General features: G+C 64.4%; 27 protein-coding genes and 1 pseudogene. 18 read left to right on the forward strand and 10 right to left on the reverse strand.

Features of this window, described 5'->3' with window-relative positions:
• Nucleotides 1-204 precede the first annotated feature (204 nt).
• The gene (locus tag ACFPTO_RS17875; protein ID WP_377713269.1) at nucleotides 205-1,272 is read left to right on the forward strand and encodes a porin; all 1,068 of its coding nucleotides are present in this window, start codon (nucleotides 205-207) and stop codon (nucleotides 1,270-1,272) included.
• 134 nt (nucleotides 1,273-1,406) lie between these two features.
• Here ACFPTO_RS17875 and ACFPTO_RS17880 read toward each other — a convergent pair whose 3' ends face one another.
• Together ACFPTO_RS17880 and nfsB are read right to left on the reverse strand one after the other, a co-directional pair.
• The gene (locus ACFPTO_RS17880; RefSeq protein ID WP_377713271.1) at nucleotides 1,407-1,886 is read right to left on the reverse strand and encodes a PACE efflux transporter; all 480 of its coding nucleotides are present in this window, start codon (nucleotides 1,884-1,886) and stop codon (nucleotides 1,407-1,409) included.
• 151 nt (nucleotides 1,887-2,037) lie between these two features.
• Nucleotides 2,038-2,694 (reverse strand): oxygen-insensitive NAD(P)H nitroreductase, encoded by a 657-nt coding sequence (gene nfsB / locus ACFPTO_RS17885; protein WP_377713273.1) that lies wholly within the window; start codon nucleotides 2,692-2,694, stop codon nucleotides 2,038-2,040.
• A gap of 185 nt (nucleotides 2,695-2,879) precedes the next feature.
• Between nfsB and ACFPTO_RS17890 the strand changes: the two genes are divergently transcribed.
• Both ACFPTO_RS17890 and ACFPTO_RS17895 read left to right on the forward strand, forming a co-directional pair.
• Nucleotides 2,880-3,299, forward strand: a complete 420-nt coding sequence (locus tag ACFPTO_RS17890; protein ID WP_377713275.1) for a secondary thiamine-phosphate synthase enzyme YjbQ — start codon at nucleotides 2,880-2,882, stop codon at nucleotides 3,297-3,299.
• Between the two features lie 99 nt (nucleotides 3,300-3,398).
• Entirely contained in the window at nucleotides 3,399-4,109 is a 711-nt protein-coding gene (locus ACFPTO_RS17895; RefSeq protein WP_377713277.1) for a dienelactone hydrolase family protein, read from the forward strand.
• 112 nt (nucleotides 4,110-4,221) lie between these two features.
• Here ACFPTO_RS17895 and ACFPTO_RS17900 read toward each other — a convergent pair whose 3' ends face one another.
• Complete coding sequence (locus tag ACFPTO_RS17900; RefSeq protein ID WP_377713279.1) at nucleotides 4,222-5,781, reverse strand: methyl-accepting chemotaxis protein; 1,560 nt, start codon at nucleotides 5,779-5,781, stop codon at nucleotides 4,222-4,224.
• A 263-nt stretch (nucleotides 5,782-6,044) separates the two neighbouring features.
• The gene (locus tag ACFPTO_RS17905; protein ID WP_377713281.1) at nucleotides 6,045-6,521 is read right to left on the reverse strand and encodes an OsmC family protein; all 477 of its coding nucleotides are present in this window, start codon (nucleotides 6,519-6,521) and stop codon (nucleotides 6,045-6,047) included.
• 174 nt (nucleotides 6,522-6,695) lie between these two features.
• Here ACFPTO_RS17905 and ACFPTO_RS17910 point away from each other — a divergent pair, with 174 nt between their 5' ends.
• Together ACFPTO_RS17910 and ACFPTO_RS17915 are read left to right on the forward strand one after the other, a co-directional pair.
• Complete coding sequence (locus ACFPTO_RS17910) at nucleotides 6,696-7,418, forward strand: YceH family protein (protein ID WP_377713283.1); 723 nt, start codon at nucleotides 6,696-6,698, stop codon at nucleotides 7,416-7,418.
• A gap of 83 nt (nucleotides 7,419-7,501) precedes the next feature.
• Entirely contained in the window at nucleotides 7,502-7,762 is a 261-nt protein-coding gene (locus ACFPTO_RS17915) for a hypothetical protein (RefSeq protein WP_377713285.1), read from the forward strand.
• Nucleotides 7,763-7,793: 31 nt separating this feature from the next.
• On the opposite strand, the pseudogene ACFPTO_RS25155 reads toward ACFPTO_RS17915, so the two are convergent.
• Nucleotides 7,794-7,954 (reverse strand): annotated as a pseudogene (locus ACFPTO_RS25155) (LysR family transcriptional regulator); the annotation flags it as partial.
• A gap of 113 nt (nucleotides 7,955-8,067) precedes the next feature.
• Nucleotides 8,068-9,156, reverse strand: coding sequence for a tartrate dehydrogenase (locus ACFPTO_RS17920; RefSeq protein ID WP_377713287.1), 1,089 nt, complete (start codon nucleotides 9,154-9,156; stop codon nucleotides 8,068-8,070).
• Nucleotides 9,157-9,404: 248 nt separating this feature from the next.
• On the opposite strand from ACFPTO_RS17920, the gene ACFPTO_RS17925 reads away from it, so the two are divergent.
• The 7 genes from ACFPTO_RS17925 to ACFPTO_RS17955 all read left to right on the forward strand — a co-directional run bounded on the left by ACFPTO_RS17925 (nucleotide 9,405) and on the right by ACFPTO_RS17955 (nucleotide 15,765).
• Nucleotides 9,405-9,917 carry a GAF domain-containing protein gene (locus ACFPTO_RS17925; protein WP_377713289.1) on the forward strand — a complete coding sequence of 171 codons (513 nt, stop codon included), beginning with the start codon at nucleotides 9,405-9,407 and terminating at the stop codon, nucleotides 9,915-9,917.
• A gap of 468 nt (nucleotides 9,918-10,385) precedes the next feature.
• Nucleotides 10,386-11,255 (forward strand): branched-chain amino acid ABC transporter permease, encoded by an 870-nt coding sequence (locus ACFPTO_RS17930; protein WP_377713291.1) that lies wholly within the window; start codon nucleotides 10,386-10,388, stop codon nucleotides 11,253-11,255.
• The gene (locus ACFPTO_RS17935; protein ID WP_377713293.1) at nucleotides 11,252-12,247 is read left to right on the forward strand and encodes a branched-chain amino acid ABC transporter permease; all 996 of its coding nucleotides are present in this window, start codon (nucleotides 11,252-11,254) and stop codon (nucleotides 12,245-12,247) included. The genes ACFPTO_RS17930 and ACFPTO_RS17935 overlap by 4 nt, the downstream gene beginning before the upstream one ends.
• Nucleotides 12,240-13,007, forward strand: a complete 768-nt coding sequence (locus tag ACFPTO_RS17940; RefSeq protein ID WP_377713295.1) for an ABC transporter ATP-binding protein — start codon at nucleotides 12,240-12,242, stop codon at nucleotides 13,005-13,007. Before ACFPTO_RS17935 ends, ACFPTO_RS17940 begins: the two co-directional genes overlap by 8 nt.
• A complete protein-coding gene (locus ACFPTO_RS17945) occupies nucleotides 12,991-13,698 on the forward strand; it encodes an ABC transporter ATP-binding protein (RefSeq protein ID WP_377713297.1) in 708 nt (235 codons plus the stop codon). The genes ACFPTO_RS17940 and ACFPTO_RS17945 overlap by 17 nt, the downstream gene beginning before the upstream one ends.
• A gap of 57 nt (nucleotides 13,699-13,755) precedes the next feature.
• A complete protein-coding gene (locus tag ACFPTO_RS17950) occupies nucleotides 13,756-14,919 on the forward strand; it encodes an ABC transporter substrate-binding protein (RefSeq protein ID WP_377713299.1) in 1,164 nt (387 codons plus the stop codon).
• 405 nt (nucleotides 14,920-15,324) lie between these two features.
• Nucleotides 15,325-15,765, forward strand: a complete 441-nt coding sequence (locus ACFPTO_RS17955; protein ID WP_377713301.1) for a PaaI family thioesterase — start codon at nucleotides 15,325-15,327, stop codon at nucleotides 15,763-15,765.
• A 25-nt stretch (nucleotides 15,766-15,790) separates the two neighbouring features.
• Here the strand turns inward: ACFPTO_RS17955 and ACFPTO_RS17960 are convergent, their stop codons facing one another.
• Nucleotides 15,791-16,636 (reverse strand): IclR family transcriptional regulator, encoded by an 846-nt coding sequence (locus ACFPTO_RS17960; protein WP_377713303.1) that lies wholly within the window; start codon nucleotides 16,634-16,636, stop codon nucleotides 15,791-15,793.
• Nucleotides 16,637-17,058: 422 nt separating this feature from the next.
• Here ACFPTO_RS17960 and thiM point away from each other — a divergent pair, with 422 nt between their 5' ends.
• The 6 genes from thiM to ACFPTO_RS17990 all read left to right on the forward strand — a co-directional run bounded on the left by thiM (nucleotide 17,059) and on the right by ACFPTO_RS17990 (nucleotide 22,731).
• Entirely contained in the window at nucleotides 17,059-17,868 is an 810-nt protein-coding gene (gene thiM, locus ACFPTO_RS17965) for a hydroxyethylthiazole kinase (protein WP_377713305.1), read from the forward strand.
• A 418-nt stretch (nucleotides 17,869-18,286) separates the two neighbouring features.
• Nucleotides 18,287-19,312 carry a ubiquinone anaerobic biosynthesis protein UbiU gene (ubiU, locus tag ACFPTO_RS17970; protein WP_377713307.1) on the forward strand — a complete coding sequence of 342 codons (1,026 nt, stop codon included), beginning with the start codon at nucleotides 18,287-18,289 and terminating at the stop codon, nucleotides 19,310-19,312.
• A 5-nt stretch (nucleotides 19,313-19,317) separates the two neighbouring features.
• Nucleotides 19,318-20,259 (forward strand): U32 family peptidase, encoded by a 942-nt coding sequence (locus tag ACFPTO_RS17975; RefSeq protein ID WP_296651758.1) that lies wholly within the window; start codon nucleotides 19,318-19,320, stop codon nucleotides 20,257-20,259.
• Nucleotides 20,256-20,750: a ubiquinone anaerobic biosynthesis accessory factor UbiT gene (ubiT, locus tag ACFPTO_RS17980; RefSeq protein WP_377713309.1), complete on the forward strand. Its 495-nt coding sequence runs from the start codon at nucleotides 20,256-20,258 to the stop codon at nucleotides 20,748-20,750. Before ACFPTO_RS17975 ends, ubiT begins: the two co-directional genes overlap by 4 nt.
• Before the next feature lie 412 nt (nucleotides 20,751-21,162).
• Nucleotides 21,163-21,804 (forward strand): hypothetical protein, encoded by a 642-nt coding sequence (locus tag ACFPTO_RS17985; protein ID WP_377713311.1) that lies wholly within the window; start codon nucleotides 21,163-21,165, stop codon nucleotides 21,802-21,804.
• A 258-nt stretch (nucleotides 21,805-22,062) separates the two neighbouring features.
• Complete coding sequence (locus ACFPTO_RS17990) at nucleotides 22,063-22,731, forward strand: hypothetical protein (RefSeq protein ID WP_377713313.1); 669 nt, start codon at nucleotides 22,063-22,065, stop codon at nucleotides 22,729-22,731.
• A gap of 249 nt (nucleotides 22,732-22,980) precedes the next feature.
• Here ACFPTO_RS17990 and ACFPTO_RS17995 read toward each other — a convergent pair whose 3' ends face one another.
• The 3 genes from ACFPTO_RS17995 to ACFPTO_RS18005 all read right to left on the reverse strand — a co-directional run bounded on the left by ACFPTO_RS17995 (nucleotide 22,981) and on the right by ACFPTO_RS18005 (nucleotide 24,441).
• Nucleotides 22,981-23,715 (reverse strand): SDR family oxidoreductase, encoded by a 735-nt coding sequence (locus ACFPTO_RS17995; RefSeq protein WP_377713315.1) that lies wholly within the window; start codon nucleotides 23,713-23,715, stop codon nucleotides 22,981-22,983.
• 66 nt (nucleotides 23,716-23,781) lie between these two features.
• Nucleotides 23,782-24,018 carry a tautomerase family protein gene (locus tag ACFPTO_RS18000; protein WP_377713317.1) on the reverse strand — a complete coding sequence of 79 codons (237 nt, stop codon included), beginning with the start codon at nucleotides 24,016-24,018 and terminating at the stop codon, nucleotides 23,782-23,784.
• A 12-nt stretch (nucleotides 24,019-24,030) separates the two neighbouring features.
• Nucleotides 24,031-24,441 (reverse strand): (R)-mandelonitrile lyase, encoded by a 411-nt coding sequence (locus ACFPTO_RS18005; protein WP_296651780.1) that lies wholly within the window; start codon nucleotides 24,439-24,441, stop codon nucleotides 24,031-24,033.
• Nucleotides 24,442-24,536: the final 95 nt, after the last annotated feature.

The following is a 24,536-nucleotide window of genomic DNA, read 5'->3' on the forward strand; positions in this document are numbered from 1 at the left end:
CCGCGACATACCGTGCACACCCGCGCGAGCCGTTGTCATTCGTCCTGGCGCCACGAGCGCATTCGCCTCTCCCGCTCGCATATTGACGGCGGGATTGGTTCCGGATTTTCAAGCGCCATAAAGATGTCGCAATGATGCGACGCCACCACAGCGAAGCAGTTAATAATATTTAATGAGGACGACGAAATGCGCGACAGGAAAGGCATGAGTAAAAAACTGCTGGTATCCGCATTGACCGTGGCCGGACTGATGGGCATTTCGGATGCGGCGCAGGCGCAAAGCAGCGTGACGCTGTATGGCATTGTCGACGGCTCCATCCTGTACACGAGCCGCACCGCGACCGCGAACGGCGGCCACCAGTTCTCGATGACCGACAGCGGCATGACCGCCTCCAGCTTCGGCATGCGCGGCAGCGAGGACCTCGGCGGCGGCATGCGCGCCATTTTCGAGCTTGAGAACGGCTTCAGCGTCGCGAACGGCCAGTTCAACAATTCGAACGGCGGCATGTTCGGCCGCCAGGCGTGGGTCGGCATCGACAGCAAGTTCGGTACGGTGAAAGCCGGTGTGCAGTACTCGCCGTTCTTCCTGGCGCTCTACGACATGGACCCGCGCGCCATGTCGTACTTCGGCACCGGCCTCGTGAGCTACCTCGACAACGTCCTGATCACGGGTCTCTTCAACAGCAACTCGATTACGTATACGTCGCCGGAAATCGCTGGCCTCCAGGCGTCGGGCCTGATGGCGCTCGGCGGCACGGCAGGCAACTTCCAGGCCGGACGCCAGTATTCGGCGAGCCTGCGCTATCACATCGGCGGCTTCACGATCACAGGCGCAATGTATAACGGCAACGAGGGTGGCACCGCCGTTCCGATCAGCACGGTTGCATTTGTCGGCCGCACGCTCGGCGCGAGCTATCGCTTCCCGAACGACCTCGCGATTTATGCCTCGTATGCGCTTTACAAGGTCGCAGGTTCATTCAGTAACAGCGTGTACTCCGGCGGCTTCAGCTACTTCGTCAAGCCCTACCTCAACGTGAACGCCGGCGTCTGGTACACCCACGACGGCGCCCATATCGGCGGCGAAAGCAACCACTCGATCATGGCGTCGAGCGGCGTACAGTTCTTCCTCTCCAAGCGTACGACGCTCTACGGGCAGGTTGGCTACGTCAACAATAGCGGCCTCATGGACACGGGCTTGTCGGTCAACAACGCGCTGTTCGGCGTGAGAGGTTCGACCGTGGGCGCGAGCCTCGGTATCCGGCACATGTTCTGATCGACGTGCGCAGGTTCGCCTTCGCGAATGCAATCGAATGCAGCCGAATACAACCGATTGCGACCTGCACGAAGTCCGCTTTCACCCGCCCCGCGGCGGCCGGAAAGCGGACTTCGTCATTTCCGGGCACGCTTCTAACTTTGGGGCGTTTCGCGCGCGGAGACCGGCGCAGGTACTGACGCGGAAGCGGGCGCGGGCATGGCTGAGGCCGGCAAGCCGAACACGTAGTCGAACCCGAGGTTAAACACGTAGGCGTAGGCGAGGAAAAACAGGGAGAGGCCGGCGTCCATGACGAACGCCTCCATCAGCGACACGTGCAAGATCAACGCCAGCATCGGCACCAGCATCACGAGAAGGCCGCCTTCGAACCCCACCGCGTGCGCGATGCGCCTCGCAACGCTGCGGCCGCGCTTCGTCTGGCGCGCTTCCCAGCGCTCGAAGTACATGTTGTAGACGAAATTCCACAACGTGGCGATCACCGACGTGAGCACCGCCGCCGCACCCGCGCGGCCAGCACCGCTACTGGCCATCGACGAGAGCCCCACCCCGGTCGCGAGAATGCCCAGCCCCTCGAATACGGTGACATAGACGATACGTCGTTTCAGACCTTGCATGAACCACTCCATCGTGCACTGGACCTGGAACAGGTCTGGATCACAGCCGCGCCGCGCTGTCGAGCCGACATGCGAAATGCGAAATGCACAGCATACACAGGGCAAACGCGAGGCAGGCGCAAAACGTCAACGCCTGCCTCGCGAACGAACCTCAAGCGAGTTCGGTAAACACGGCCTGCGTGGACAGACGCGACTTCGGCAGCTTCGCGTTGAAGTCGCTGGCGCTGCGATAGCCGAGGCCCACCACCACGAGCGACGTGAGGCCCTGTGCTTGCAGACCGAGTTCGGCGTCGAGCGTCGTCGCATCGAAGCCTTCCATCGGGCACGCGTCGATTTCGAGCGTCGCAGCGCCGATCAACAGCGTGCCGAGCGCCAGATAGGCCTGCTTCTCCATCCACGCCGACAGGTCGCCGCGCTCGTCGCGATGCAGGTTCACATAGAACGAACGCGATTTCTGCTGGCCCGCTTTCGCATCGTCGTTGGCGAAGCGGCCGTCCGCCTCTTCCTGCGCGAGCACGGCGGCGAGATGGGCATCGTCCATGTCGGTGCGCGCGCACAGCACCATGACGTGCGATGCGTTCATCACCTTCGGCTCGTTATAGGCATAGCCCGGCTGCATGGCCTTCGCGATGCGCGCGCGGGCCGCGTCGCTCGACGCAATCACGAAGTGCCACGGCTGCGAATTCACCGAAGACGGACTGAAGCGAACCAGCTCCTTCAGCTCATCGATGACCGACGCCGGAATCTTGCGGGCCGGATCGAATGCCTTGGTTGCATGGCGGCCTTTCGCGAAGCGGGTGAGATTCAAATGCATTCTCCTGGGGATGGGCGGTGTCTGAACTGACCTCGGGTGGCTGTTGATGGCCACCGTAACGCCAGCAAGCGCGACATCGTACAGCATGCGCACGTGCTCGCGCGCTGCGCCTGCACTGCACTGCACTACAGCGGCTTCCGCTATGCTGGATGCTCACCCGCCACGAAGGAGAATGGGCCATGCGCCAGGCACTTCACCATCTGAGCGTGAATGCACGCACGCGCGGCCTCATCGACATCAGCGCGCCCGTGCGCGAATTCGTGCGCGATCAGGGCATCGCAACGGGCCTGCTCACCGTGTTCTGCCGGCATACGTCGGCATCGCTGCTGATCCAGGAGAATGCGGATCCGTCCGTGCGCCGCGATATCGAACGCTACTTCGATGCACTCGCGCCCGAAGATCCGCAGCGCTACGAACACGACACCGAAGGCCCCGACGATATGCCCGCGCATCTGCGCACCGCACTGACGCAGACCCAGCTTTCGATACCGGTCGAGCACGGCGAACCGGTGCTCGGCACCTGGCAGGGCATCTATCTGTTCGAGCATCGCCGCCACGCGCAGGCGCGCGATATCGTCCTGCATCTGATCGGCGAGTGACATCGGTTTTTCGCCCGTGCGTCACGGCAAACGCACCGTGCCGGCGCTATGCTACGGCTTCCATTCAACGCGGTTTCGCCTGCAGAAGGAACGCTCATCATGAAACAGCACACCGGATCCATGATCACCTTTACCCGCCCCGACGGCCAGGCGCTGCAGGGTTATCTCGCGAAACCGGAGAAGACCGAAGGCGCGCCCGCCATCGTCGTGATCCAGGAATGGTGGGGCTTGAACGACCAGATCCGCGGCGTGGCCAATCGCCTCGCACAAGCGGGCTATCTAGTACTCGTGCCCGATCTCTACCGCGGCAAGGCAACGGTGGAGGAAGAAGAGGCCAATCACCTGATGAATGGGCTCGACTTCGCCGATGCCGCTTCGCAGGACATACGCGGCGCAGTCGATTTTCTGAAGACGCTGACCGACCGCGTCGGCGTGACGGGCTTTTGCATGGGCGGCGCGCTGACGCTGCTCGCTGCGACCCAGATTCCGGGTCTATCCGCCGTTGTGGTGTGGTACGGCTGTCCGCCGCTCGACTATATCGACGCCACGAAGATCACCGCGCCCGTGCTCGGCCACTGGGCCACTCAGGACATGTTCTTCGAGGCGGATATGATCGATGCGCTCGAAACGAAGCTGCGCGATGCGAAGGTCGATGTCGAGTTTCACCGCTATCTCGCGCACCACGCATTCGCCAACGAAACCGCCGCGGGCCCGGGCCGCATCGCGGCCACGCAATACGATCCCGTCTGGGCGCAACTGGCGTGGGATCGCACGCTGACGTTCTGGGGCAAGACGCTCTGGAAGCGGTGAAGCGCGTGCCGGTTCAGCAGGGGCGCAGCAATGTGCCCCCGTACCGCACCGCGCCGCAAACCGCGCCGCACATCAGGCGGCTGCGGCTCGTTGCGCGTGCACCGGTTTTGACTCAGCGGATACGGAACACGGCCATCGCCGTGCTCAGGCGGCGCGCCTGGTCCTCGAGCGACGCCGCAGCGGCTGCGGATTGCTCGACGAGCGCGGCGTTTTGCTGCGTCACCTGATCCATCTGCGAGACGGCGATATTGACCTGGTCAATGCCGGTGCTCTGCTCGGAAGCCGCCGAAGCGATCTCGCCCATGATCGCGCTCACGCGCGCAATGGCGTCGACGATCTCCTGCATCGTCGCGCCCGAACGCTCCACGAGCCCCGCGCCGGTTTCCACCCGCGCGTTCGACGTCGCGATGAGGTCCTTAATCTCCTTGGCTGCCGCCGCGCTGCGCTGCGCGAGCGAGCGCACCTCGCCTGCGACCACCGCGAAGCCGCGCCCTTCTTCCCCCGCCCGCGCCGCTTCCACAGCGGCGTTCAGCGCAAGGATGTTGGTCTGGAACGCGATGCCTTCGATCACGCCGACGATGTCGCCGATACGCCGCGAATCGCTGACGATGTGCTGCATCGTGCCCACCACTTCGCGCGTGAGGTCGCCGCCCTGGGCTGCGAGCCCCGAGGCGCCCTGCGCCAGCGAGCTGGCTTCCTGAACGTTGCCGGTGGTCTGGCGCACCGTGGACGTGAGCTGTTCGATGCTGGCCGCCGTCTCTTCGAGCGATGCGGCCTGCTGTTCGGTGCGTTGCGACAGGTCGGTATTGCCGGTCGCGATCTCGCCCACGCCCGTATCGATCGAAGTAACGCCGTCGCGCACCGTGCCGACCATCGTGACCAGCGATTCCTGCATGCGCTGCAGGCCCGCCAGCAGCTTGCCCATTTCATTGCTGCTCGTCACGGCGACGGACTGGGTCAGATCGCCATTCGCGATCCGCTGGAACTGGGTGACCGCCGCATCGATCGGGTCCACGATCGCACGCATCAGCGCGATGCGCGCGATCCACGCAAACACGAGTGCGCCCACGAGGCCGATGGCCACCGCCACGCAGACCACGACAAAGCGGTCATGCGCATTCTGGAAGCGCTTCGCACCGTTGCCGGCCTGGTGCTTTTCGAGGGCGGCCATCGCCGTGTCGTAATCGCTGTAGAGCGACGGCAGCGTGTGCGCCTGCAGTTCCGTGAAGCTGTTGTAATCGCCGGACTTGAGCAAGGCGAGGCCCTTGTCGATGCCCTCGTGCAGGAACGTGTCGCGCTTTTCCAGCATCGCCTTCAAGAGGCCCTGGTTTTCCGCGTCGTCCGCCGACGCGATCGACCGGAAATGGTCGAGCCGGTCATTCGAATTCTTGAGGTACTGGTCGATGCGTTCAAGCACGCCCTTCGCACCGGGCTGGTCGCCGATGGCCATGAACGACGCAGCCGTTGCGAGCGCAAGGCGCAAACGCAGAAGCTGGCTCGCACTGCCCTCCAGATCGGTGACGGCGGGCACGTCAACCGTGTACATATCCTGCAGTTCCGTGTCGCTTTGCCGGATCGACAAGAGTCCCACGGCGGCGCCGACAACCAGCACGACGCCAATAAACGTGACCATCAGGGTAAGGCACGTGCGAATCGACAGCTTGTTGAGCATTTCCCATCTCCGGCGGGTCGAAGTCGGCCGTGGCACACCCTCGACCATATTTTTGTCTGTTGGAGGGCACGCATGACCGCTTGCGACTCGCAAGATCGATGGATTTACGGCTCCGGATTATGACAACGGCACGAAACTGTAAAACTTTAGGCGCGCGGCATAGGGCCGGGCGTGCCGTCCGCCGCGCACGGACCCGTCAGGCCGGGCGCCGGATCCAGCACGGGCGGGCGTGGGTGCGAACGACAGCGGCAAAGGGCCGCTCGCTATACAGAAGCGAACTCGATTGCCGGTTCGCAAAGGATGGGGAAATTGACCGAGTTCGCCACGTAGCATTTCGCGTGGGCGGTGTGGTGAAGCTGTTCGGCCAGTTCGCGGTCGTCGCCGGTGCGAAGCGTGACGCGCGGGCGCAGGACGATCTGCGTGAACCGCCCCTCATCCGGGGTGTCCAGCATCGTGCCTTCCGCCGCGTCGACATATGCGAGAACGCAAATGCCCGCGTCCGCGCACAAATGCAGATACCAGAGCTTATGGCATGCCGATGCCGCCGCCACGAGCAGGTCTTCGGGATTCCAGCGCGCGGCGTCGCCGAGGAAGGCCGCATCCGATGAGCCGGGAATGTCCGGTTTGGCGCCCGCGCGAATGATGTGATCGCGGCCGTAGTCGCGGTATCCCGATGTGCCGGTGCCCTTGTTGCCCGTCCATTGCACCGTGACGCTGTACTTGTGCTGACCGTATGCCATCGCGCATTTCCCTGAAATCGAAGCGTTGAATCCGGACGGCGGGACTTCGAGGCGCATCGCCCGCCGATCCGGTCCTCGGGCGTGATTGTGACGGACATCGTGCAACCCTGTCGCTCCCGGCAGACCCGAGTATCATCGAGCCCCACGATCGATCTCCGAAAGCCGAGTCTGCTTATGAATTTTCCTGCCGATAGTTCCTCGCCGCGCGCCCTGCGTGCACTTACGCAACTGGAGGCGCGCATCGTCGGCGTGCTGGTCGAGAAGCAGCAGACGGTGCCGGACACCTACCCGCTGTCGCTGAATTCGCTGACTTCGGGCTGCAATCAGAAGACGGCCCGCGCGCCTGTGATGAACGTCACCGAAACCGAGGTGCTGGGCGCGATCGAGGACCTCAAGCATCTGAGCCTCGTATTCGAGGGCAGCAGCAGCCGGGTGCCGCGCTTCGAGCACAACCTGAACCGCGTGCTCGGCATTCCGAGCCAGGCCGTCGCGCTGATCGCGGTGCTGCTGCTGCGCGGCGCGCAGACCGCCGCAGAACTGAGGCTGAATTCCGCCCGTCTGCATGGATTCGCCGACGTTTCGTCGGTCGAGGCGTTTCTCGGCGAACTCGCCGACCGTGAGCCGCCGCTCGTCGTGAAGCTGCCGCGCGCGCCGGGCGAGCGCGAGAATCGCTGGGTGCATCTGTTGTGCGGCGAGGTGGACATCAGCGCCGTAGCGGGCAGCGTTGCGATGAGCGAAACCGAATCCGCGCGCGACGGCGTTTCGTTCGCGCAATTCGATGCGCTCAAAAGCGATCACGAGTGCCTCGCCGACGAAGTGGCCCGACTGCGCGCACTGGTCGAGCGGATGGCGGCGGAATTGGGCATCTCACCGGATGAGTCGTCGCCCGCTGCTTAATCACGACGAACGACGCAGCGCGGGTCGACGGGCGCCACGATAGCGCCCCAAATCCGCGCTGTGTTTACGTTTAAACTTGCGCGATGGACACATGCCGTTACTGCGGAAAAACCCGTGACGAATGGGATTGTCACGGCGAGGATTGCCGTACCGCCATCGCGCGGGCGTTGCAGCGCCAGCGCAAGGGCCTGCCGATGGTGGCCAACGTAATCCGCAACGAGATCCCGGCAGGTGCGAGCACGGGCGAAGTCATCGCCGCCTTGTCGCGCCAGCGCAGGCGTGCGCGGCGCGGCAACGAAGAACGCCGCGACCGCAAGGCGCTCGACGGCACCGACGAAAGCTGAGCCTGCCTTCCTCACCCGCTTTACACACGCCTCACTCGCCTGCCGGTTCCTGCGCGGCGATGCCGATTCCGGGCTGCGCGAACGCCTCTTCCAGAAAATCCACGCCCGCACCTTCGCCGATTGCGCGAGCCGCGCGGGGTAGACGGCCCACTCGTCGGCAGGCTGCGTGACGCCAGGCAGCACGCGCAGCAGCCGTCGAGTATCGAGCAGCGGCAACGTCACCGTGCCGGAGCCGCCGCTGCTTGCTGACGCAACGATTTCGCCGCCTGTTTCGCGGCTTATCGCACGGTTTTTTTCGCGGCTTGTTACCCTGCCGCGAGCGCGGCGGCGACAGCCTCGCCGACATCCGCTGTATTGGCCGTGCCGCCCATGTCGGGCGTGCGCGGCCCTTCCACGAGCACCTTCTCGATGGCGCGCATGATCGCGTCGTGCGCCTGCGTGAAGCGCGCGTCGCCGTTGCCGAGGAATTCCAGCATCATCGCGCCCGACCAGATCATCGCAACCGGATTGGCGATCTTCTTGCCGAAGATGTCCGGCGCCGAGCCGTGCACCGGCTCGAACAACGAAGGAAACGTGCGCTCCGGATTCAGGTTCGCCGACGCAGCAAGGCCGATCGTGCCCGTGCAGGCGGGTCCGAGATCCGAAAGGATGTCGCCGAACAGGTTCGAAGCCACCACCACGTCGAAGCGGTCCGGCTGCAGTACGAAACGCGCCGAGAGAATGTCGATGTGCTGCTTGTCCCACGTCACATCCGGGTACTGCTCGCCCATCGCGGCCACGCGCTCGTCCCAGTACGGCATGCTGATCGCGATACCGTTCGACTTCGTCGCCGCCGTGAGTTTCTTGCGCGCGCGCTTGCTGGCCGCCTCGAAGGCAAACTTCAGGATGCGGTCCACGCCGTGACGCGTGAACACCGACTCCTGCAGCACGAACTCGCGCTCGGTGCCCTCGAACATCTTGCCGCCCACCGAGCTGTATTCGCCCTCGGTGTTCTCGCGCACGACGAGGAAATCGATATCGCCGGGCTTGCGGTTCGCGAGCGGGCACGGCACGCCGGGCAACAGGCGCACCGGACGCAGGTTCACGTACTGGTCGAAGTCGCGGCGAAACTTGAGCAACGACCCCCACAGCGAAATGTGATCGGGCACCTTGTCGGGCCAGCCCACCGCGCCGAAGTAGATCGCATCGAAATCCCTGAGCGTGGCAAACCAGTCGTCGGGCATCATCTTGCCGTGTTCGAGGTAGTAGTCGCAGCTCGCCCACTCGAAGTGCGTGAATTCGATCGAAAGGCCGAATTGCTTCGCCGCCGCCTGCACCACGCGCAGGCCCTCCGGCATCACTTCCTGACCGATGCCGTCGCCCGCAATGGCGGCGACCCTGTACGTCTTGGTCATGTCTCGTTCTCCGTTGCTGGCGCGAACCGGCATTGATCCGCGCGTTATGTCCGCCAGCATGCCTGAAAACGGCACGGAAACAAGCTGCGTTCGCGTGGAGCCATTCAACACGGAACGTGGATAATCTTGCGCGCGCGTCCCTTTGGCGCAGCAGCCCAAACTCGCCTACACTCACACGCTGCTTCGTCACGATCCCGTCGCAATCTCGTCGCGATGTCTTCGCATCGCCCACTACCCGGTAACGTCCCATGTTTGCACCCGCCAGCACCCTCCCCGCCGACAAACCCGCCCTCTACGAAACCCTCGCCTCCCAGGCGCGCGCGATGCTCGAAGGCGAGTCCGACGTCATCGCCAACGCGGCGAATTTTTCGTCGCTCGTGTTCAACTCGCTCGAAGGACTCAACTGGGCCGGTTTTTATTTCTTCGACGGCAAGGAACTCGTCGTCGGCCCGTTCCAGGGCAAACCCGCGTGCGTGCGCATCGGGCTGGGCAAAGGCGTGTGCGGTACTGCGGCGCAGACGCGCGAAACTCAGGTCGTGCGCGACGTGAACGCGTTTGCCGGTCACATTGCCTGCGATTCGGCTTCGCAATCGGAAATCGTCGTGCCCCTCGTCGCGCCGGATGACACGCTGATCGGCGTATGGGACGTGGACAGCCCGCTCATCGCCCGCTTCGACGACGAAGACGCGAAAGGCATGGAAGCGCTGTGCCGCGCGTTCGTCGAATTTGGCTGGAAAACCGCCGCACGCAAGGGCGATTGAGTCGATCAATCCGCTGCTGCAATCTCCTGAACGGGCCGCGCGAACGACCGGCGGCCCTGCCTCATTCCGGTCTGAATCGACACACGCCGCCGGACGAGTCGTGTGTACGAACCCGCCGCGCACCTACCCGCCCCCATCGCCGAATTCCGAAATCCGGAATTTGCGCCTGCATTGCAGAATCGCCTCAAAAAACCTCACGCGCTCACCGATCACCCCGGTCGTAATGCCCGCGCAAGCTACGGCTGCAGAGCGTTCGCAATCCCACCCCGCAAAGCGTTCCGAATAAAACGAACGATCATTCGGTATTTCCCCCAGGCTGACTGCATAGCGGAATCCATTGCCAAATGATGCCCTGACGCGCGCTATCGCCCCGGGCACGTATGCGGCCACAACGACAGCGCGGATCACGCGGTAACAGCAGTCACAGCCTCAGCAGTACACCGGTTTCCCGTTTTCAGGAGGATCAGGGTGGATCTGTTCTTGCAGCAGGTGCTCAACGGCTTGACGCTTGGCGGCGTCTACAGTCTCGTCGCGCTTGGCCTCACGCTCGTGTACGGCATCATGGCGGTGCCGAACTTCGCGCACGGCGCGTTCTACATGGTCGGCGCATTTGCCGCGTTCTTTCTGACGACCCGTCTCGGCTTGAACTACTGGGTCGGCATGGCCGCCGCCGCGGCGTGCGTCGCGGCCCTCGCCGTCCTCGCCGAGCGGCTCGTGTTCCATCCGCTGCGCAACGCTTCGGGCCTCTCCCCGATGATCGCCGCCATCGGCCTGATGCTGTTCCTGCAGGCCGCGGCGCAGGTGCTCTGGGGCACCGACTTTCACCGCATGGCGCCGCCGTGGTCCGGGGTGGTCGAATTCTCCGGGGTCATCGCGCCCATCCAGCGGCTCCTGATCATCGGCGGCGCGTTTGGCCTCGTGCTCGCGCTGCAACTGTTCCTGCATCACACGGTCGCCGGATCGACGATCCTCGCCGTCGCGCAGAACCGCGAAGGCGCCGCGCTGATGGGCATCGATCCGCGCAAGGTCGGCATGGCCACGTTCGCGATCTCCGGCGCGCTCGCCGCCGTCGCCGCCGCGCTTTACGCGCCGATCAATCTCATCTATCCGGCCATGGGGCAGCTCGTGATCCTCAAGGCATTCGTCATCATCATCCTCGGCGGCATGGGCAGCGTGCCCGGCGCTATCGCGGGCGGCCTCATCATCGGGCTCGCCGAAAGCTTCGGCGCGTTCTACGTCTCGCCCGACTATCAGGATCTCATCGCCTTCGTGCTGCTCGTCGCGATCCTCTCGTTGCGCCCGCAAGGTCTCTTCGCCAGGGAGGTGCGCGCATCATGATTACCGCACGCCACGCCGGATGGCTCGTGCTGCTCGCGCTCGGCCTCGCCCTGCCGCTCTTCGTGCACAACGACTATTCGCTAACGGTCATGTCCACGGCCTATATCTTTGCGCTCGCAACGGTCGGCCTGAATCTCATCACCGGCTACGCCGGCCAGTTCAATCTCGCGCATGGCGGCTTCATGGCCATCGGCGCGTATACGGTCGGCATCCTCACCGTCGATTACCACGTGCCGTTCTGGATCGCATTCGCGCTCTCGGGCGTCGTATGCGTCGCGATCGGGTTCTTCGTCGGCATCCTGTCGCTGCGCCTGAGAGGCAACTACTTCGCGATCTTCACGCTGTGCGTGGGCTACATCATCTTTCTCGTCATCGAGAAATGGGACAGCCTCACGCATGGCGTGGTCGGCATCATCGACATCGCCGCGCCGCCCGGGTTTGGCTCCCTATCGTTCGACAGCCCGCGCTCGCTCTACTACCTCACGCTCGCCTTCCTCGCCGCCGGAATCTGGCTCATGCACCGCATCGTTAATTCGTTGCTCGGGCACACATTCATCGCCATCCGCAACGGCGAAAATCTCGCCCAGGCGCTCGGCATCGATCTCATGCGCAACAAGCTGCTGGCGTTCCTGATCTCGACGTTCTACGCGGGCATCGCCGGCGGTCTCTATGCGGGTTTCGTCCGCTTTCTGGGCCCCGATCTCGCAGGCATCGAACATACCTTCGACATGACGATGTACATGATGGTCGGCGGCGTGGGAACGCTGGCCGGTCCGTTGATCGGCGCGCTCGCCGTGCCGTGGATCACGCAGTATCTGCAGTTCATGCAGGACTACCGCTTTCTCGTCTTCGGCCCGCTTCTGATCGCATTGCTGATCTTTCTGCCGCGCGGGCTGGTCGGCTTTTACGAGAGCGCCCGCGGCCGCCTCGCGCTGCGCCGCGTGCCGCAGGCCGCCGTGCGCCGCGCACCGCAAGGAGACGGCCATGCTTGAAATCGACAATCTCAGCAAGCGCTTCGGCGGCCTGTGCGCCGTCACCGGCGTCAGCACGAAGATCGAGCCCTGCAAGGTCAACGCGATCATCGGTCCCAACGGCGCGGGCAAGACGACGTTCTTCAATCTGATCAGCGGCATGTACCGGCCGACGAGCGGCGCGATCCGCCTGCGCGGCCAGGATGTGGCAGGACTGCGCGCGGACCAGATGGCGCGCCTTGGCGTGGCGCGCACGTTCCAGGCGACGACACTCTTTGAAGGCGCAACCGTCCTCGACAACCTGATCGTCGGGCACCGGCTGCGCACGCGTTCGGGCCTGCTCGACGTGCTGCTGCGCACGCGCCGCTGCAAGGCCGAGGAGCGCGCCTGCCGCGAGAAGGCGCGCGGCGCGCTGAATTTCGTCGGCCTATCGAATATCGAGGAACGTTCGGCAGGCGACATCACTCAGGAGGAGCGCAAGCGCGTGGCGATTGCGCTCGCGCTGGCGACCGAGCCTGCGCTGCTGCTGCTCGACGAACCCGCGGGCGGCATCAATCCCGAGGAGACGGACGGGCTCGCCGAACTGATCCGCAAGATCGCGACCGCGGGCATGACCGTGTGCCTCGTGGAGCACAAGATGAACATGATCATGAATCTCGCCGACAAGATCATGGTCCTCGACCACGGCGAAAAGATTGCCGAAGGCACACCGGCCGAGATCCGCACGAATCAGGCGGTAATCGACGCCTATCTCGGGAGCGACCATGCTGACGTTCAATGACGTGTGCCTCGACTACGGCAGCTTCCGCGCGCTGCACGGCATCACGCTGCACGCGGGCGAAGGCGAACTGGTGGTGTTGCTCGGCGCGAACGGAGCGGGCAAAAGCTCGATCTTCCGCGCGGCCAGCGCGCTCACCCGCGCAAGCGCGGGGCACATCCGGCTCAAGGGCGCCGATCTCATCGGCAAGCAGCCTGCCGATGTCGTGCGCGCGGGCGTGGTGCATTGCCCGGAAGGCCGCAAGCTCTTTCCGGGCATGTCGGTGCTGAAGAACCTGATGCTCGGCGCGTATACGCACCGGCGCGATCACGCGGGCAATCGCGGCCGCCTCGACGAAGTGTTCGCCCTTTTTCCCGCACTCGAAGAACGCAAGGACGACGCAGCCGGCGCGCTGAGCGGCGGGCAGCAGCAGATGGTCGCGATCGGCCGCGCGCTGATGAGCCGCCCGCGCGTGCTGCTGCTCGACGAGCCGTCGCTCGGACTCGCGCCGCTCATCGTCAAGCAGACGTTCGAGGTGATCCAGCGCATCAACCGCGCGGGAACCACCGTATTGCTCGCGGAACAGAACGCCCATGCCGCGCTGAAGATCGCGCATCGCGCGTATGTCGTGGAAGCCGGCCGGATCGTTCTGGAAGGCACCTACGAGAGCCTCGCCGGTAACGAAGCGGTGCGCCGCGCCTACGTGGGCGGCTGAACGCGGCGAAAGCCGGTCACAACAACAGCAACTGAAACCCCGTGGAGGAGACAGACGATGACCCTCAAGAAGCTATCCTCGGCATTGATCGCGGCCCTTGTTGTAGCGCATCCGGCCTTTGCCGACGATACCGTCCATCTCGGCTATTCCGGTCCGCTGAGCGGCGGCGCGGCCAAGTACGGCAAGGAAGTGCTCGAAGGCATGCAGATGGCGGTGGCCGAGATCAACCAGGCCGGGCTCGTCGTGGCGGGCAAGAAGGTCAAGGTGGACATCGTTGCGCTGGACGACCAGTACAACCCGAGCGAAACCGCCATCAACGCACGCCGCCTCGTGCAGGAATACCGTGCGCCGGTCGTGCTGGTGCCGCACTCGGGCGGCTGCTACGCCGTGCAGACCATGAACGCGCAACAAAAGCTGTTGCTGCTCGCCTATACGAGCGTGCCGGAGCTGGCCGCACGCGGCAATCCGCTCACGCTGCGCATCCCGCCCGAGTTCACGTCGTATACCGGATCGTTCGTGAAGTATGAGATCGGCAAATTCGGCAAGGGCGTTGCACTCGCGAACACCGACACCGATTACGGCAAGGCATGGACCGCCGCGTTCAGGCCGGTCTGGCTGGCTGCGGGCGGCACCGTCGTCGCCGACAACCCGATGTCGTATAACCGCGCCACCGACTTTTACAGCGGCGTGAGCCGCGTGCTCGCATCGAAGCCGAACGTGATTTTTGTCGGCGGGCCGTCCGAGCCCACCGGACTCATCATCCGCCAGGCGCGCGAGCTGGGCTTCAAGGGCGGCTTCGTCGTGATGGACCAGGCCAAGCTCGACGAAGTCGCGAAGGTCGCGGGCGGCTACGGCGCGCTCGAAGGATCGGTGGGCGTGATGCCCGTGTCCGACGATCCGTCGCCCGCAGCGAAAGCGTTCGTCGCGCGCTTTGCGAAGACGCACGATGGGCGTATGCCGTCGCAGGAAAACTCGCTCAACTACACGGCGGTCTGGGCGACAGCGCTGGCGATGAAGCAGGCGGGCACGACGACCGACGCGGTGGCGATCCGCAAGGCGTACGACGCGGCGCTCAAGAACCTGACGGCGGACAACAATCCGAACGGGCTGACCGGCGTCGACGCGCGCGGCGGCTTGACGATGGGGCACGCCGTCGTGGCCGTGGTGGATGGCGGCGCGATCAAGCCGCTGCCGGCTGCCGAGCTGAGCGCCGCGAAGTAACACGACGTTGCGCCAGCCGCGAATCGTCGGGGGCACGCGCCGCGCCCCCGACATGCTGGCGCATCCACGATGAATTCCACGAATCCATTCATCGATTCCACACTGCAGACGTACGGGCAATTCTGCAGCCAGCCCACACATCCGGACACGGCGGACATGGGTAGGTAAAACCTGCTCGTGAGCCTGGGCCGCAAAATGCCGACAACAATGCGCGCAGCATCTGATCGAAATCGATACGGCCCTGGCTGGCCGGTGCTAAATTTCCCACCGCCGCTTATTTTTCTGCAGAAACGCCCGCATGCGGGCAAACGTTTCCGGCCACACGGCACGCCGCGCGGCGAGACCCGGCTGGTATTGAGAAGATCAAGAAAAGAGATGACACCCGAATTGCTGAGCAGCAGGCTCATGGACCCAGCCAACGATGCGTCGAGCGGCGTACCGGACGGCTACACACTCTTCGAACACGGCGGCCCGTATTTCCGCGCGCTCGGACCGCTCTACACGCGCCCGGCTGCGGCGGGCGGGCTCATCGTGTCGGTGCGGGTCAAAGCCGCGCATACGAACCCGCTCGGCATCGCCCACGGCGGCATGCTGCTAACGCTCGCCGACGGCACCCTCGGCATCTACCTGAGCCAGGCGCCGCACGCACAGCGCGGCGCGCATGTCACGGTGACCACCACGCTCAACAGCGAATTCCTCTCGGCTGCCCATGTCGGCGACTGGCTGGAAGCGCATGCGCGCGTGCGCCGCAACGGCCGGCGCATCGTGTTCGCGGAATGCACGCTCAGGGTCGGCGAGCGCGAAGTGCTGCATACGAGCGGCACGTTCTTGCCCATCGACCGCTGAATCCTGCCGAATCCCGCTTAATCCGCTATCGCGCGGCGAGCGAGCCCGCTTCGAGCTGCGCCACGATGTCCAGCAGCCGCGGCTTCACCTCGCCGAGCAGAAATTCCTTCGACAGCGAACTCGCCGGGCCGCCCACGTTGATCGCCATGACCGGCAAGCCGCCGTCCGCTTGAAACGCGCGGGCGATGCCGTTCACGTCCTTCTGCCACTCGCCGAACGAACAGGTCACGCCGAGCGTGCGATGGTCTTCGACAGCCTGCTCGATGCCGGGCCGGATGCGCGGCCAGGCCACGTCGTCGAGTTCGCGGATCTGCTCCATCACGTCGTGCCGTTCGCGCGCCGCGACCGTGGCAAGCCAGGCGCGCCCGATCGCCGAGGTGGCGAGCGGAATGCGCGAGCCCACATCGAGCGTGAGCGCGAGCGCCGCCGTGCCGCGGCAGCTTTCGATGTACAGCATCGAGAGCCGGTCGCGCAGTCCAAGCGACACGGTGCCGCCCGAAAACTCCGCCAGCTCCTGCATCAGCGGGCGCGCCATCTTGCGCACGTCGAGCCGCGCGAGAATCGAACTGCCGAGCGCAAGGCATGCCGTGCCCAGGCGGTAGCGCCCGTTGTCTTCGAGATGAATCAGGTAGCCGAGCTTCGTGAGCGTCATGGTCAGACGCGAAACCGTCGAGCGCGGCAGCCCGCAGCGTTGCGCGATTTCCTGATTGGTCAGCATCGCATCGCCGCCGCGGAAGCACGCCAGCACTTCGAGCCCGCGCGCGAGTGCGGTCACGAAATGGCGGTCTTCCTTGTGAACGGCATGGTGAACCGCGTGGTGAACCGCGTGGTGAACTGCGGGCCGGTCTGTCTTGTGCTCGATATCAGCCATCTTGATATGAGAAAAGTACGTTCGGAGTTCGCCTGAAGCGGGAAGCACAGCGTCCAAAAACACCGGCAACGCCGCTACATGGGCGGAATTATATTCTGAGATGCAGAACTGCAAGCGGCCGCGTCACGCACATAATCTGCGGCCCGGGTCTCTTGTTCTGGAACATGTCTGCGACCGAACGGCTCTCGACGTAGGGACGGGAACTGGATAGATTCACAGTCGATCAAGGCGCGCCGCCTGTCGTACCCGCACGCTGCATTCATACGCTGCACCCGCACGTCGCGGCAACCGGTTCGCCGCTGCGCGGCACCGACCGCATGGCAGGCCGCCAATGCGCATTGCACAGGAATTTCGACTCCGCTACGTTCGCACGTGAATCACCAGAGCGGATCGTCTTTGTCAAACAAACAACTACCTCCAGCATGCTGCCATCGATACTTTTCTCAGTCGTTGACGACGTCCGCCGCCGTGCGCCGCTCGTCCACTGTCTCGCGAACCTCGTCACCACCAATATGACCGCCAACGTGCTGCTCGCGGCAGGCGCGTCGCCCGCCATGGTGGTGGCGCGCGAGGAAGTCGCGGAATTCGTCACGCTGGCCAACGCGCTCTCCGTCAATCTCGGCACGCTCGACGCCGCGCAGGCCGAGGCGATCCAGGTGGCCGTCGAGGCCGGACGCGCGGCAGGCGTGCCGTGGGTGCTCGATCCCGTGGCAGTTGGCGCGCTGACGTTCCGCACCGATTTCGCGCGCAAGCTGATTGCCGCGCAACCGGCGGTCATTCGGGGCAACGCTTCGGAGATCATCGGCCTCGCGGGCGGCCCCGCGAGCGGCCGGGGCGTCGATAGCACGGCCAGCACCGACGACGCACGGGGCGCCGCCCGCGCACTCGCGCTCGACCTGCATGCGGTGGTGGCCGTGACGGGCGCCATCGACTACATCACGGACGGCAAGCGCAGCATCGAACTGGCAAACGGCGACGAAGTGATGCCGCGCGTCACGGGAACCGGTTGTGCGCTGTCCGCGCTCGTCGCCGCATTCATCGGCGCGGGTGGCTACGAGGGCAATCTCTGGATTCCGGCCGTCGCCGCGGTCGCCCTCGCCGGGGTCGCCGGTGAACTGGCCGCCCGCGAAACGGCCGGGCCCGGCAGCTTTACGCCTGCCTGGCTCGACCGGCTCGCGACGCTCGACGCCGGGACGTTTGCCTCGACGCTGCACTACCGCGAGTGCCGATAACAGTCAACGGCGATACAGCGCCATCGCACGAAAATTTTTCGATATGTCGGCTGGCAGTGCATACGCGTTGATCCAGGGCAAATCTTTCACGTCCTGCACTTCTATCGCCGATGTGCACAACCTATAGTCCGTGGAATTCCGTCCCGCACGACATGTAGTTAACGTCCGTGACCATCCAACCGAGTTACGCCAGCAACCACGATGGCCGCATCGTGCCGTTCGAATCCACCCGGATTGCGCAGCAACGGATGCACGTCGGAAGACTTGCTGGTGCGGCCGATCCCCGCTTCGTATCCCGGCGACGACACACTGAGGCGATTGCGCGAGCAAGTGCCGGCCATGACGGTCCGGCGGCCCTGATCCGCGCTTCGCACCGGCGCCGGCATGCTTTCACGGAATGCGACTGAAACCCGATCCAATGGATAAGCTAAAAATACCCGAACTAGTTTGCCCGGCAGGCAGCCTGCCCGGACTGCGCGCAGCGATCGACGGCGGTGCCGACTGCGTGTATCTCGGACTGAAGAACGACACCAACGCGCGCGCGTTTCCGGGCCTGGGCTTCGACGAGCGCCAGCTCGCCGACGGGGTGCAATATGCCCATCGCGCCGGACGCAAGGTGTTGATGGCGATCAACACCTATGCCCACGGCGACGATCTCGTGCGCTGGACCAAGGCGATCGACACGGCGGCGACACTCGCCGCCGACGCCATCATCGTGGCCGACCCGGCCTTGATGGCCTACGCGAAGCGCGTCCATCCGGACCTGCGCCTGCACCTCTCGGTGCAGGGCTCGGTCACGAGCTACGAAGGCATCAACTTCCTGCAGCGCGAATTCGGCATCCAGCGCGCCGTGCTGCCGCGCGTGTTGTCGGTCGAGCAGATCGAGAACGTGCTCAACAATACGACGGTGGAAATCGAGGTGTTCGGCTTCGGCAGCCTCTGCGTGATGGTCGAGGGGCGTTGCGCCCTTTCCGCGCACGCGAGCGGCGAAGCACCGAACCTCGACGGCGTCTGCTCGCCCGCGCGCCACGTGCACTGGGACGAGCGTGAGGCGAAGGACGGCACCTGGCTCGACGCGCGTCTTGGCACGGTGCTGGTCGACAGCTACCGCTCCGGCGAGCCCGCTGGCTACCCGACCATCTGCAAGGGACGCTTCGACGTCGACGGCAAGCGCTACTACGCGCTCGAAGAGCCGACCAGCCTCAACGTGATGGAAATCCTGCCGACGCTCGCTCGCATGGGCGTGGCGGCAATCAAGATCGAAGGACGGCAGCGCGGCCCGGCCTACGCCGCCTCCGTCACCCAGGTGTGGCGCTCGGCACTCGACGCACTCGCAAAACACGGCAATACGGCCACGGTCGACGAAGCTTCGCTCAAGACTCTCGGCGCTCTTTCGGAAGGGCAAACCGATACCCTCGGCCCGTACTCACGCCCCTGGAAATGAACGCAATGAAAATCTCCCTCGGCCCTATCCTGTACTACTGGGATCGCAGCGACATCATGCGGTTCTACGACGCCATCGCGCTCTCGCGCGTGGACACCGTCTACCTCGGCGAAGTGGTGTGCTCGCGGCGCCTGGGCATGCGCCAGTCCGACTGGCTCGGCCTCGCGCAAGATCTCGCTTCGCACGGCAAGGAAGTCGTGCTGTCGACGCTCGCACTCGCTGAAACCGAAGCCGACCTGCGCCGCATGCGCAAGATCGCCGACACCGATGAATTCCTGCTCGAAGCGAACGACATGTCGGCGCTCGCGCTCGTCGCGCACAAGCGTCCCTTCGTGATCGGCCCGCACCTGAACTGCTACAGCGCGCAGATGCTCGACTGGCTCGTCGGGCTCGGCGCGCGCCGCTGGATTCCGTCGATCGAATGCACCGGCGAGACCGTGCGCACGATCCATCAGCAACGCACCCAGCCGTGCGAAATCGAAATGTTCGCATTCGGCAATGCACCGCTTTCGCTGTCGTCGCGCTGCTTCACCGCGCGCCATCACAACGTGCAGAAAGACAACTGCGAGCAGCGCTGCATCAACGACCCGAGCGGCATTAGCGTCACGACGCAGGACGGCAAGCCTTTCATCCTGCTGAACGGCATCCAGACCCAGACCGCACAGGTCGTCAACCTGTGCCGCCAGCTCGATCAACTGAAGGAGGCTGGCGTTTCGGTGCTCCGTATCAGTCCTCAATCGCTGCACACGCCGCGCATCGCCGATCTGTTCGCGAACCTCGCACAAGGGGATATCAGCGCGGAAGAAGCATTCGGCAGCCTGAGCGAACTGCACGCGGGCGACGCGACCGACGGCTTCTGGTTCGGCCGCCCCGGCGTGCAGGGCATGCAGGAAGGCGCATCGGCCGACGGCAAGACCGCTATCGAAACTACCGGAGGTTCGCGATGATGAATCTGCTTCCCGCTTTCCCCACGCCCTGGCTGCGCTCCTGCATTGGCCGCCTGCCGGTGCGTCCGCCCTCGATCGCATGCTGCGCGCTGATGAACCAGCTCGTGCTGCCCGTACTCGACGAAGATACGCGCGCCCTGATGCAAGGCCGCAGCTACGTGATGGAAGTCACCGATATCGGACTCGTCGTGGGCTTCACGCTCGGCAGCACGCGTTTCGAAGCGCGTGCGCCGGAAGCGAAGCCGGATCTGCGGATCGCCTCGAGCGGCATCGACTTCGCCCGGATGGCCGCGCGCGAAATCGATGCGGACACGCTCTTCTTCAGCCGTCGCCTCGTCATGCAGGGCGACACGGAGCTGGGACTGATCGTGCGCAACGCAATCGACGCCGTCGATTTCGACGAAACGGCCAGCGGAAGGCTTGCCCAGTCCGCGCTGCGCCGCGGACTGCGTTTCGCCGCCATCATCGAAAAGAAGCGGGAATCCCGCTAAAAAACCTGCGGACGATCGCATCGCGATCGTCCGCAGGCTGTCCCCTCACGGCCGGGCGCCATTCCGATCATCCGTGCCGCTGCGCATCATCTGGCCAGTTCGTTATCGCGCGACAACGAACGGCATCCGTCCCGCACATTGACATTGAAATGCCATGCTCCTCGCGCGTGCGAACGCGACGATCGGGCACGCGAGCACGGTGCCCTTATTGCCCCTCGCACGCCTGTCCGCTCGCGGCTCACCTACCCGCATCTTTTTGCGGGTGCGTGTGTGGTCGACCACACATTCAAGACCATAGCTGGGAAATCATGTGTTGACGGTGGCGATGGGATCGATTGCGGGTTTCCCTCGCGCGCCATCGGCTGGCCAGGTCGCTCGTTGAACCACGCCCTCACTCTGCGAGGAGGCAACCATGCAGAAACCGATTACGCGGAGTCTGGCTGGCATGGCCTTCGCCACGCTGATCTACGGACCCGCAGCGCATGCCGACGGACCGCCCGAGGCATACGACAACGGCGCGCCCGTGCAGCGCAGCCTCCAGCCCGAGGATTACCTCGTCAATGCCGACGGCGCGAAAGAGGATCCGAACGCGAAGATGAGCGAAATCGCGAGGGCCTATCGCAACGGCTGGATTCACCGCGGCAACACGGACGACAGGATTCTGAAAGGACTCATCCGGAAGCATCGCGATGAAGAGGTGGCCGCAGCCCGCGCGGCGCCCCGGCCGGTGAACGCACCCCGGCCGGCAGTGCGGCGGTACTTGCCGCCACCGCCGCCATCGTATGCGGACGTCCCGCCGCCTGGACCGTACGCGCCGCCGATGTACGCGCCGGTACCGCCCCCGCCAGTCCAGCCGGTTCAGTACGTACCCGTGTATGCGCCGCCACCGCCGCCTGTTCAGCCGGTGCAGTACGTGCCCGTGTATCAGCAGCCCGCGTATCAGCAGCCCGTCTATGCGCCGCCGGGTGTCACGGTGGCGACGGCGTACCCCGTGGTGCAGGGGTATTACGGCACACCCTGGTGGTACGGCGGCGGTTATCGCCGGTGGCGCTAGCGATGATGGTGATGACGTTGTGAGCGAGCCTGGGCGGGTCGGCATCGATCCGGGCTCCCCTCCCGAGCAAGGATAGCTTCGTCCAAGGAGATGCGGGCCTGGCTGGCGTACGCTGGCGTGCTATCCCTCCCCGGCCGGCCGGTCGGGTGCCCGCGCAACACAATGAACCTGTACTTACGGCCTCTCGCGGCTGCGATACTGGTGGCAGTATGTGGTTCGTTATCCTTACCCGCTATCGCCGACACGAGTCCCGCCACCATGACGCCGGCGGAGTTGAGGGCGGTCAAGGAGGCCTATGCTGCCGGTTACAAGGCCGCACATGCCGACATCGCGGCCAGCCCGTCCGGCGGCGCAACACAGGCGGCGGCGGGCGCGCGGCCCGCGCACAAAATCGTCGACCTGAAAGAAACTTACAGCGATGCGGGGGACGTCGAAACGGTACAGCAGATGCCGGTCTCGAGCGCCCCGTTGCCGGATGACCCGCAACCTGCACAAACGGCGCCTGCGCGCCATGCTGCGAAGGTTGCGCAAGCACCGAGATCCACGGCAGCGTCCGCGCGGGCGCCATCGACAGACCAGTTGGTCGCGGAGTTCTGTTCGGCAACCACACAGGCTCATGCCACGGTAAATCCGGCACCGCAATCCGCGCGCGCGACCCCGGTGACGGCGCGCGAAGATCAGGTCCCCGACGATGGGGATCAGGAGGCTCAGGCCGTCACGCCCCAGCAGTTCGAGGCCGACGCACGCGCTTACGCTCGGGAGATGGCGCGGGGCGAGGACACGCAGACGGATGCGTCCGCGGCTGAGCAGCCAGAGGTGCAGACTGCCTATGCGGAAGCGCCGCCGCGTCCGGCTTCGGCGCCGCCGCGGCGTTTCTGGTCCGCGCAGTATCACACCTGGGTCACCGTCGGGAATTCAGGGCAGTGATTTACGTTAGGGCGCCGCTGGTTGTATTGCGGCGCTCCTTTTCGGATTCTTCTGGTTCTGGTTATGTGCGGTGTGGCGCCTTTTGGGTGCTCGATTTCTGTAAGCGCCCCAAACCGGACCCCACGCAAGTTGAGCAGTGACGACCGCTGTCCGAAGGAAAGCGGTCGCTCGCAACCTTGCTGCGGGACATGACGCTCGGGCACGCGTCGTCAGGTCATTGACGCATGCTCTGGCATACGGATGAAAAGGTCAGTACATCTGGCTGGTAGGTCGGAAAAGAATTTCGTTAACGTCAACATACTCAGGCTGGCTCATAGCGAAGATCACTACGCTTGCGAACGAATCGGGCGGAATTGCCTGCTTGTACACAGAACTCATACCTGCCGCGACGTCCGGGTCCGTGATCGTTTGCGTAAGCTCGGTGGCGACGGCGCCGGGGGAGATGATGGTTGTGCGGATGTTGTGGGCCTTCACTTCCTGGCGCAACCCTTCTGAAATTGCCCGGACAGCGTGCTTCGTCGCCGCGTAGACGGTACCACCCGGACCTACCTTGTGACCGGCAACCGACGACACGTTGATGATCTGCCCGCTCTTTTGCCGGATCATGTGTGGCAGAGCGGCTGCAATACCGTAAAGCACGCCCTTGATGTTCACATCGATCATACGGTCCCACTCCTCGACGTGAAGTTTTTCCAGCATGGAGCTTGGCATGAGTCCGGCGTTGTTGATCAGAACGTCAACGCGGCCGTGCAATTGCACGGCATGATCGACAAGACGCTTGACGTCATCGCGGCAAGTGACATCGGTCTCGACGATGCTCGCATTGCTGGCTCCAATTTCACGCGCGAGTTGTTCGAGCCTGTCCATGCGTCTCGCGCCCAAAACGAGTTTGGCGCCCAGTGCCGCCAGCTGCCTGGCTGCCGCCTCGCCAAGACCGCTGCTGGCCCCGGTGATCACGACCACCTTGTCTTTGATGTTTTCCATTTTGTTCAGTCCCATTTCTAAAGTAAGCATCGCGCGCCTGTCCCGCGGACAGGGGGCACCATTCATCTACAGATCCGATGGGTCATAACCCGGCTTTTGATACAGTTCGTCCCATTTGTCGCGGATATCCGGGTCATAGACGTCCCGGATCCAGGCGGATGGCTGCACGACCTCGATGCCGACGGAGATGGATGCCTTTCCGTATCCAAGGGTGCGGGTCACGGCCCTGGATATCTCGTCGGACAGTTGTTGTTTTTGCTGCTCTGACTTACCCGGCCACATTTTCACGATGACGTGCGGCATGGCGATCTCCGGTTAGCACGCGGCGGTCGAGCCCGGATACTGCTCGTCGCTCACGTGTTCGAGCCAGTCGACGGCTTTGCCGTCGAGCACTTCCTGGATGGCGATATGCGTCATCGCCGTATCGGCGGATGCGCCATGCCAATGCTTGACGCCTGCCGGAATCCAGACGACGTCACCCGGTCGAATCGTTTCGAGCGGGCCCTCCCAACGTTGCACGAAGCCACAGCCGGACGTCACGATCAGTGTCTGACCGAGCGGGTGTTCATGCCAGGCGGTGCGCGCCCCCGGCTCGAAGGTCACGCTACCGCCAGCGGCCCGCGCCGCGCCATTTGGCTGAAACAGTGCGTCCACGCGAACGCTGCCCGTAAACCAATCCGCAGGTCCCTTGAAAGCGGGAACGCTCCCGCAACGTTTGATTTCGATTTCCATTACCCGACTCCTGTCTGGATGTTTGTCTCTGGCAGCAGGGTGTGCCGCCTCGCTGATGGATGAACTGTACGTCTCGATCAGTGCATCCA

Source organism: Paraburkholderia denitrificans, from assembly GCF_042655705.1.
GTDB classification, from domain to species: Bacteria; Pseudomonadota; Gammaproteobacteria; order Burkholderiales; family Burkholderiaceae; genus Paraburkholderia; species Paraburkholderia denitrificans.

What these genes read in the sequence shown, in the direction of transcription:
- ACFPTO_RS17875 (WP_377713269.1), top strand. Translation starts at nt 205, where the DNA reads ATGAGTAAAAAACTGCTGGTATCCGCATTGACCGTGGCCGGACTGATG.
- ACFPTO_RS17880 (WP_377713271.1), bottom strand. Translation starts at nt 1,886, where the DNA reads ATGCAAGGTCTGAAACGACGTATCGTCTATGTCACCGTATTCGAGGGG.
- ACFPTO_RS17890 (WP_377713275.1), top strand. Translation starts at nt 2,880, where the DNA reads ATGCGCCAGGCACTTCACCATCTGAGCGTGAATGCACGCACGCGCGGC.
- ACFPTO_RS17895 (WP_377713277.1), top strand. Translation starts at nt 3,399, where the DNA reads ATGAAACAGCACACCGGATCCATGATCACCTTTACCCGCCCCGACGGC.
- ACFPTO_RS17900 (WP_377713279.1), bottom strand. Translation starts at nt 5,781, where the DNA reads ATGCTCAACAAGCTGTCGATTCGCACGTGCCTTACCCTGATGGTCACG.
- ACFPTO_RS17905 (WP_377713281.1), bottom strand. Translation starts at nt 6,521, where the DNA reads ATGGCATACGGTCAGCACAAGTACAGCGTCACGGTGCAATGGACGGGC.
- ACFPTO_RS17910 (WP_377713283.1), top strand. Translation starts at nt 6,696, where the DNA reads ATGAATTTTCCTGCCGATAGTTCCTCGCCGCGCGCCCTGCGTGCACTT.
- ACFPTO_RS17915 (WP_377713285.1), top strand. Translation starts at nt 7,502, where the DNA reads ATGGACACATGCCGTTACTGCGGAAAAACCCGTGACGAATGGGATTGT.
- ACFPTO_RS17920 (WP_377713287.1), bottom strand. Translation starts at nt 9,156, where the DNA reads ATGACCAAGACGTACAGGGTCGCCGCCATTGCGGGCGACGGCATCGGT.
- ACFPTO_RS17925 (WP_377713289.1), top strand. Translation starts at nt 9,405, where the DNA reads ATGTTTGCACCCGCCAGCACCCTCCCCGCCGACAAACCCGCCCTCTAC.
- ACFPTO_RS17935 (WP_377713293.1), top strand. Translation starts at nt 11,252, where the DNA reads ATGATTACCGCACGCCACGCCGGATGGCTCGTGCTGCTCGCGCTCGGC.
- ACFPTO_RS17940 (WP_377713295.1), top strand. Translation starts at nt 12,240, where the DNA reads ATGCTTGAAATCGACAATCTCAGCAAGCGCTTCGGCGGCCTGTGCGCC.
- ACFPTO_RS17945 (WP_377713297.1), top strand. Translation starts at nt 12,991, where the DNA reads ATGCTGACGTTCAATGACGTGTGCCTCGACTACGGCAGCTTCCGCGCG.
- ACFPTO_RS17950 (WP_377713299.1), top strand. Translation starts at nt 13,756, where the DNA reads ATGACCCTCAAGAAGCTATCCTCGGCATTGATCGCGGCCCTTGTTGTA.
- ACFPTO_RS17955 (WP_377713301.1), top strand. Translation starts at nt 15,325, where the DNA reads ATGGACCCAGCCAACGATGCGTCGAGCGGCGTACCGGACGGCTACACA.
- ACFPTO_RS17960 (WP_377713303.1), bottom strand. Translation starts at nt 16,636, where the DNA reads ATGGCTGATATCGAGCACAAGACAGACCGGCCCGCAGTTCACCACGCG.
- thiM (WP_377713305.1), top strand. Translation starts at nt 17,059, where the DNA reads ATGCTGCCATCGATACTTTTCTCAGTCGTTGACGACGTCCGCCGCCGT.
- ubiU (WP_377713307.1), top strand. Translation starts at nt 18,287, where the DNA reads ATGGATAAGCTAAAAATACCCGAACTAGTTTGCCCGGCAGGCAGCCTG.
- ACFPTO_RS17975 (WP_296651758.1), top strand. Translation starts at nt 19,318, where the DNA reads ATGAAAATCTCCCTCGGCCCTATCCTGTACTACTGGGATCGCAGCGAC.
- ubiT (WP_377713309.1), top strand. Translation starts at nt 20,256, where the DNA reads ATGATGAATCTGCTTCCCGCTTTCCCCACGCCCTGGCTGCGCTCCTGC.
- ACFPTO_RS17985 (WP_377713311.1), top strand. Translation starts at nt 21,163, where the DNA reads ATGCAGAAACCGATTACGCGGAGTCTGGCTGGCATGGCCTTCGCCACG.
- ACFPTO_RS17990 (WP_377713313.1), top strand. Translation starts at nt 22,063, where the DNA reads ATGACGCCGGCGGAGTTGAGGGCGGTCAAGGAGGCCTATGCTGCCGGT.
- ACFPTO_RS17995 (WP_377713315.1), bottom strand. Translation starts at nt 23,715, where the DNA reads ATGGAAAACATCAAAGACAAGGTGGTCGTGATCACCGGGGCCAGCAGC.
- ACFPTO_RS18000 (WP_377713317.1), bottom strand. Translation starts at nt 24,018, where the DNA reads ATGCCGCACGTCATCGTGAAAATGTGGCCGGGTAAGTCAGAGCAGCAA.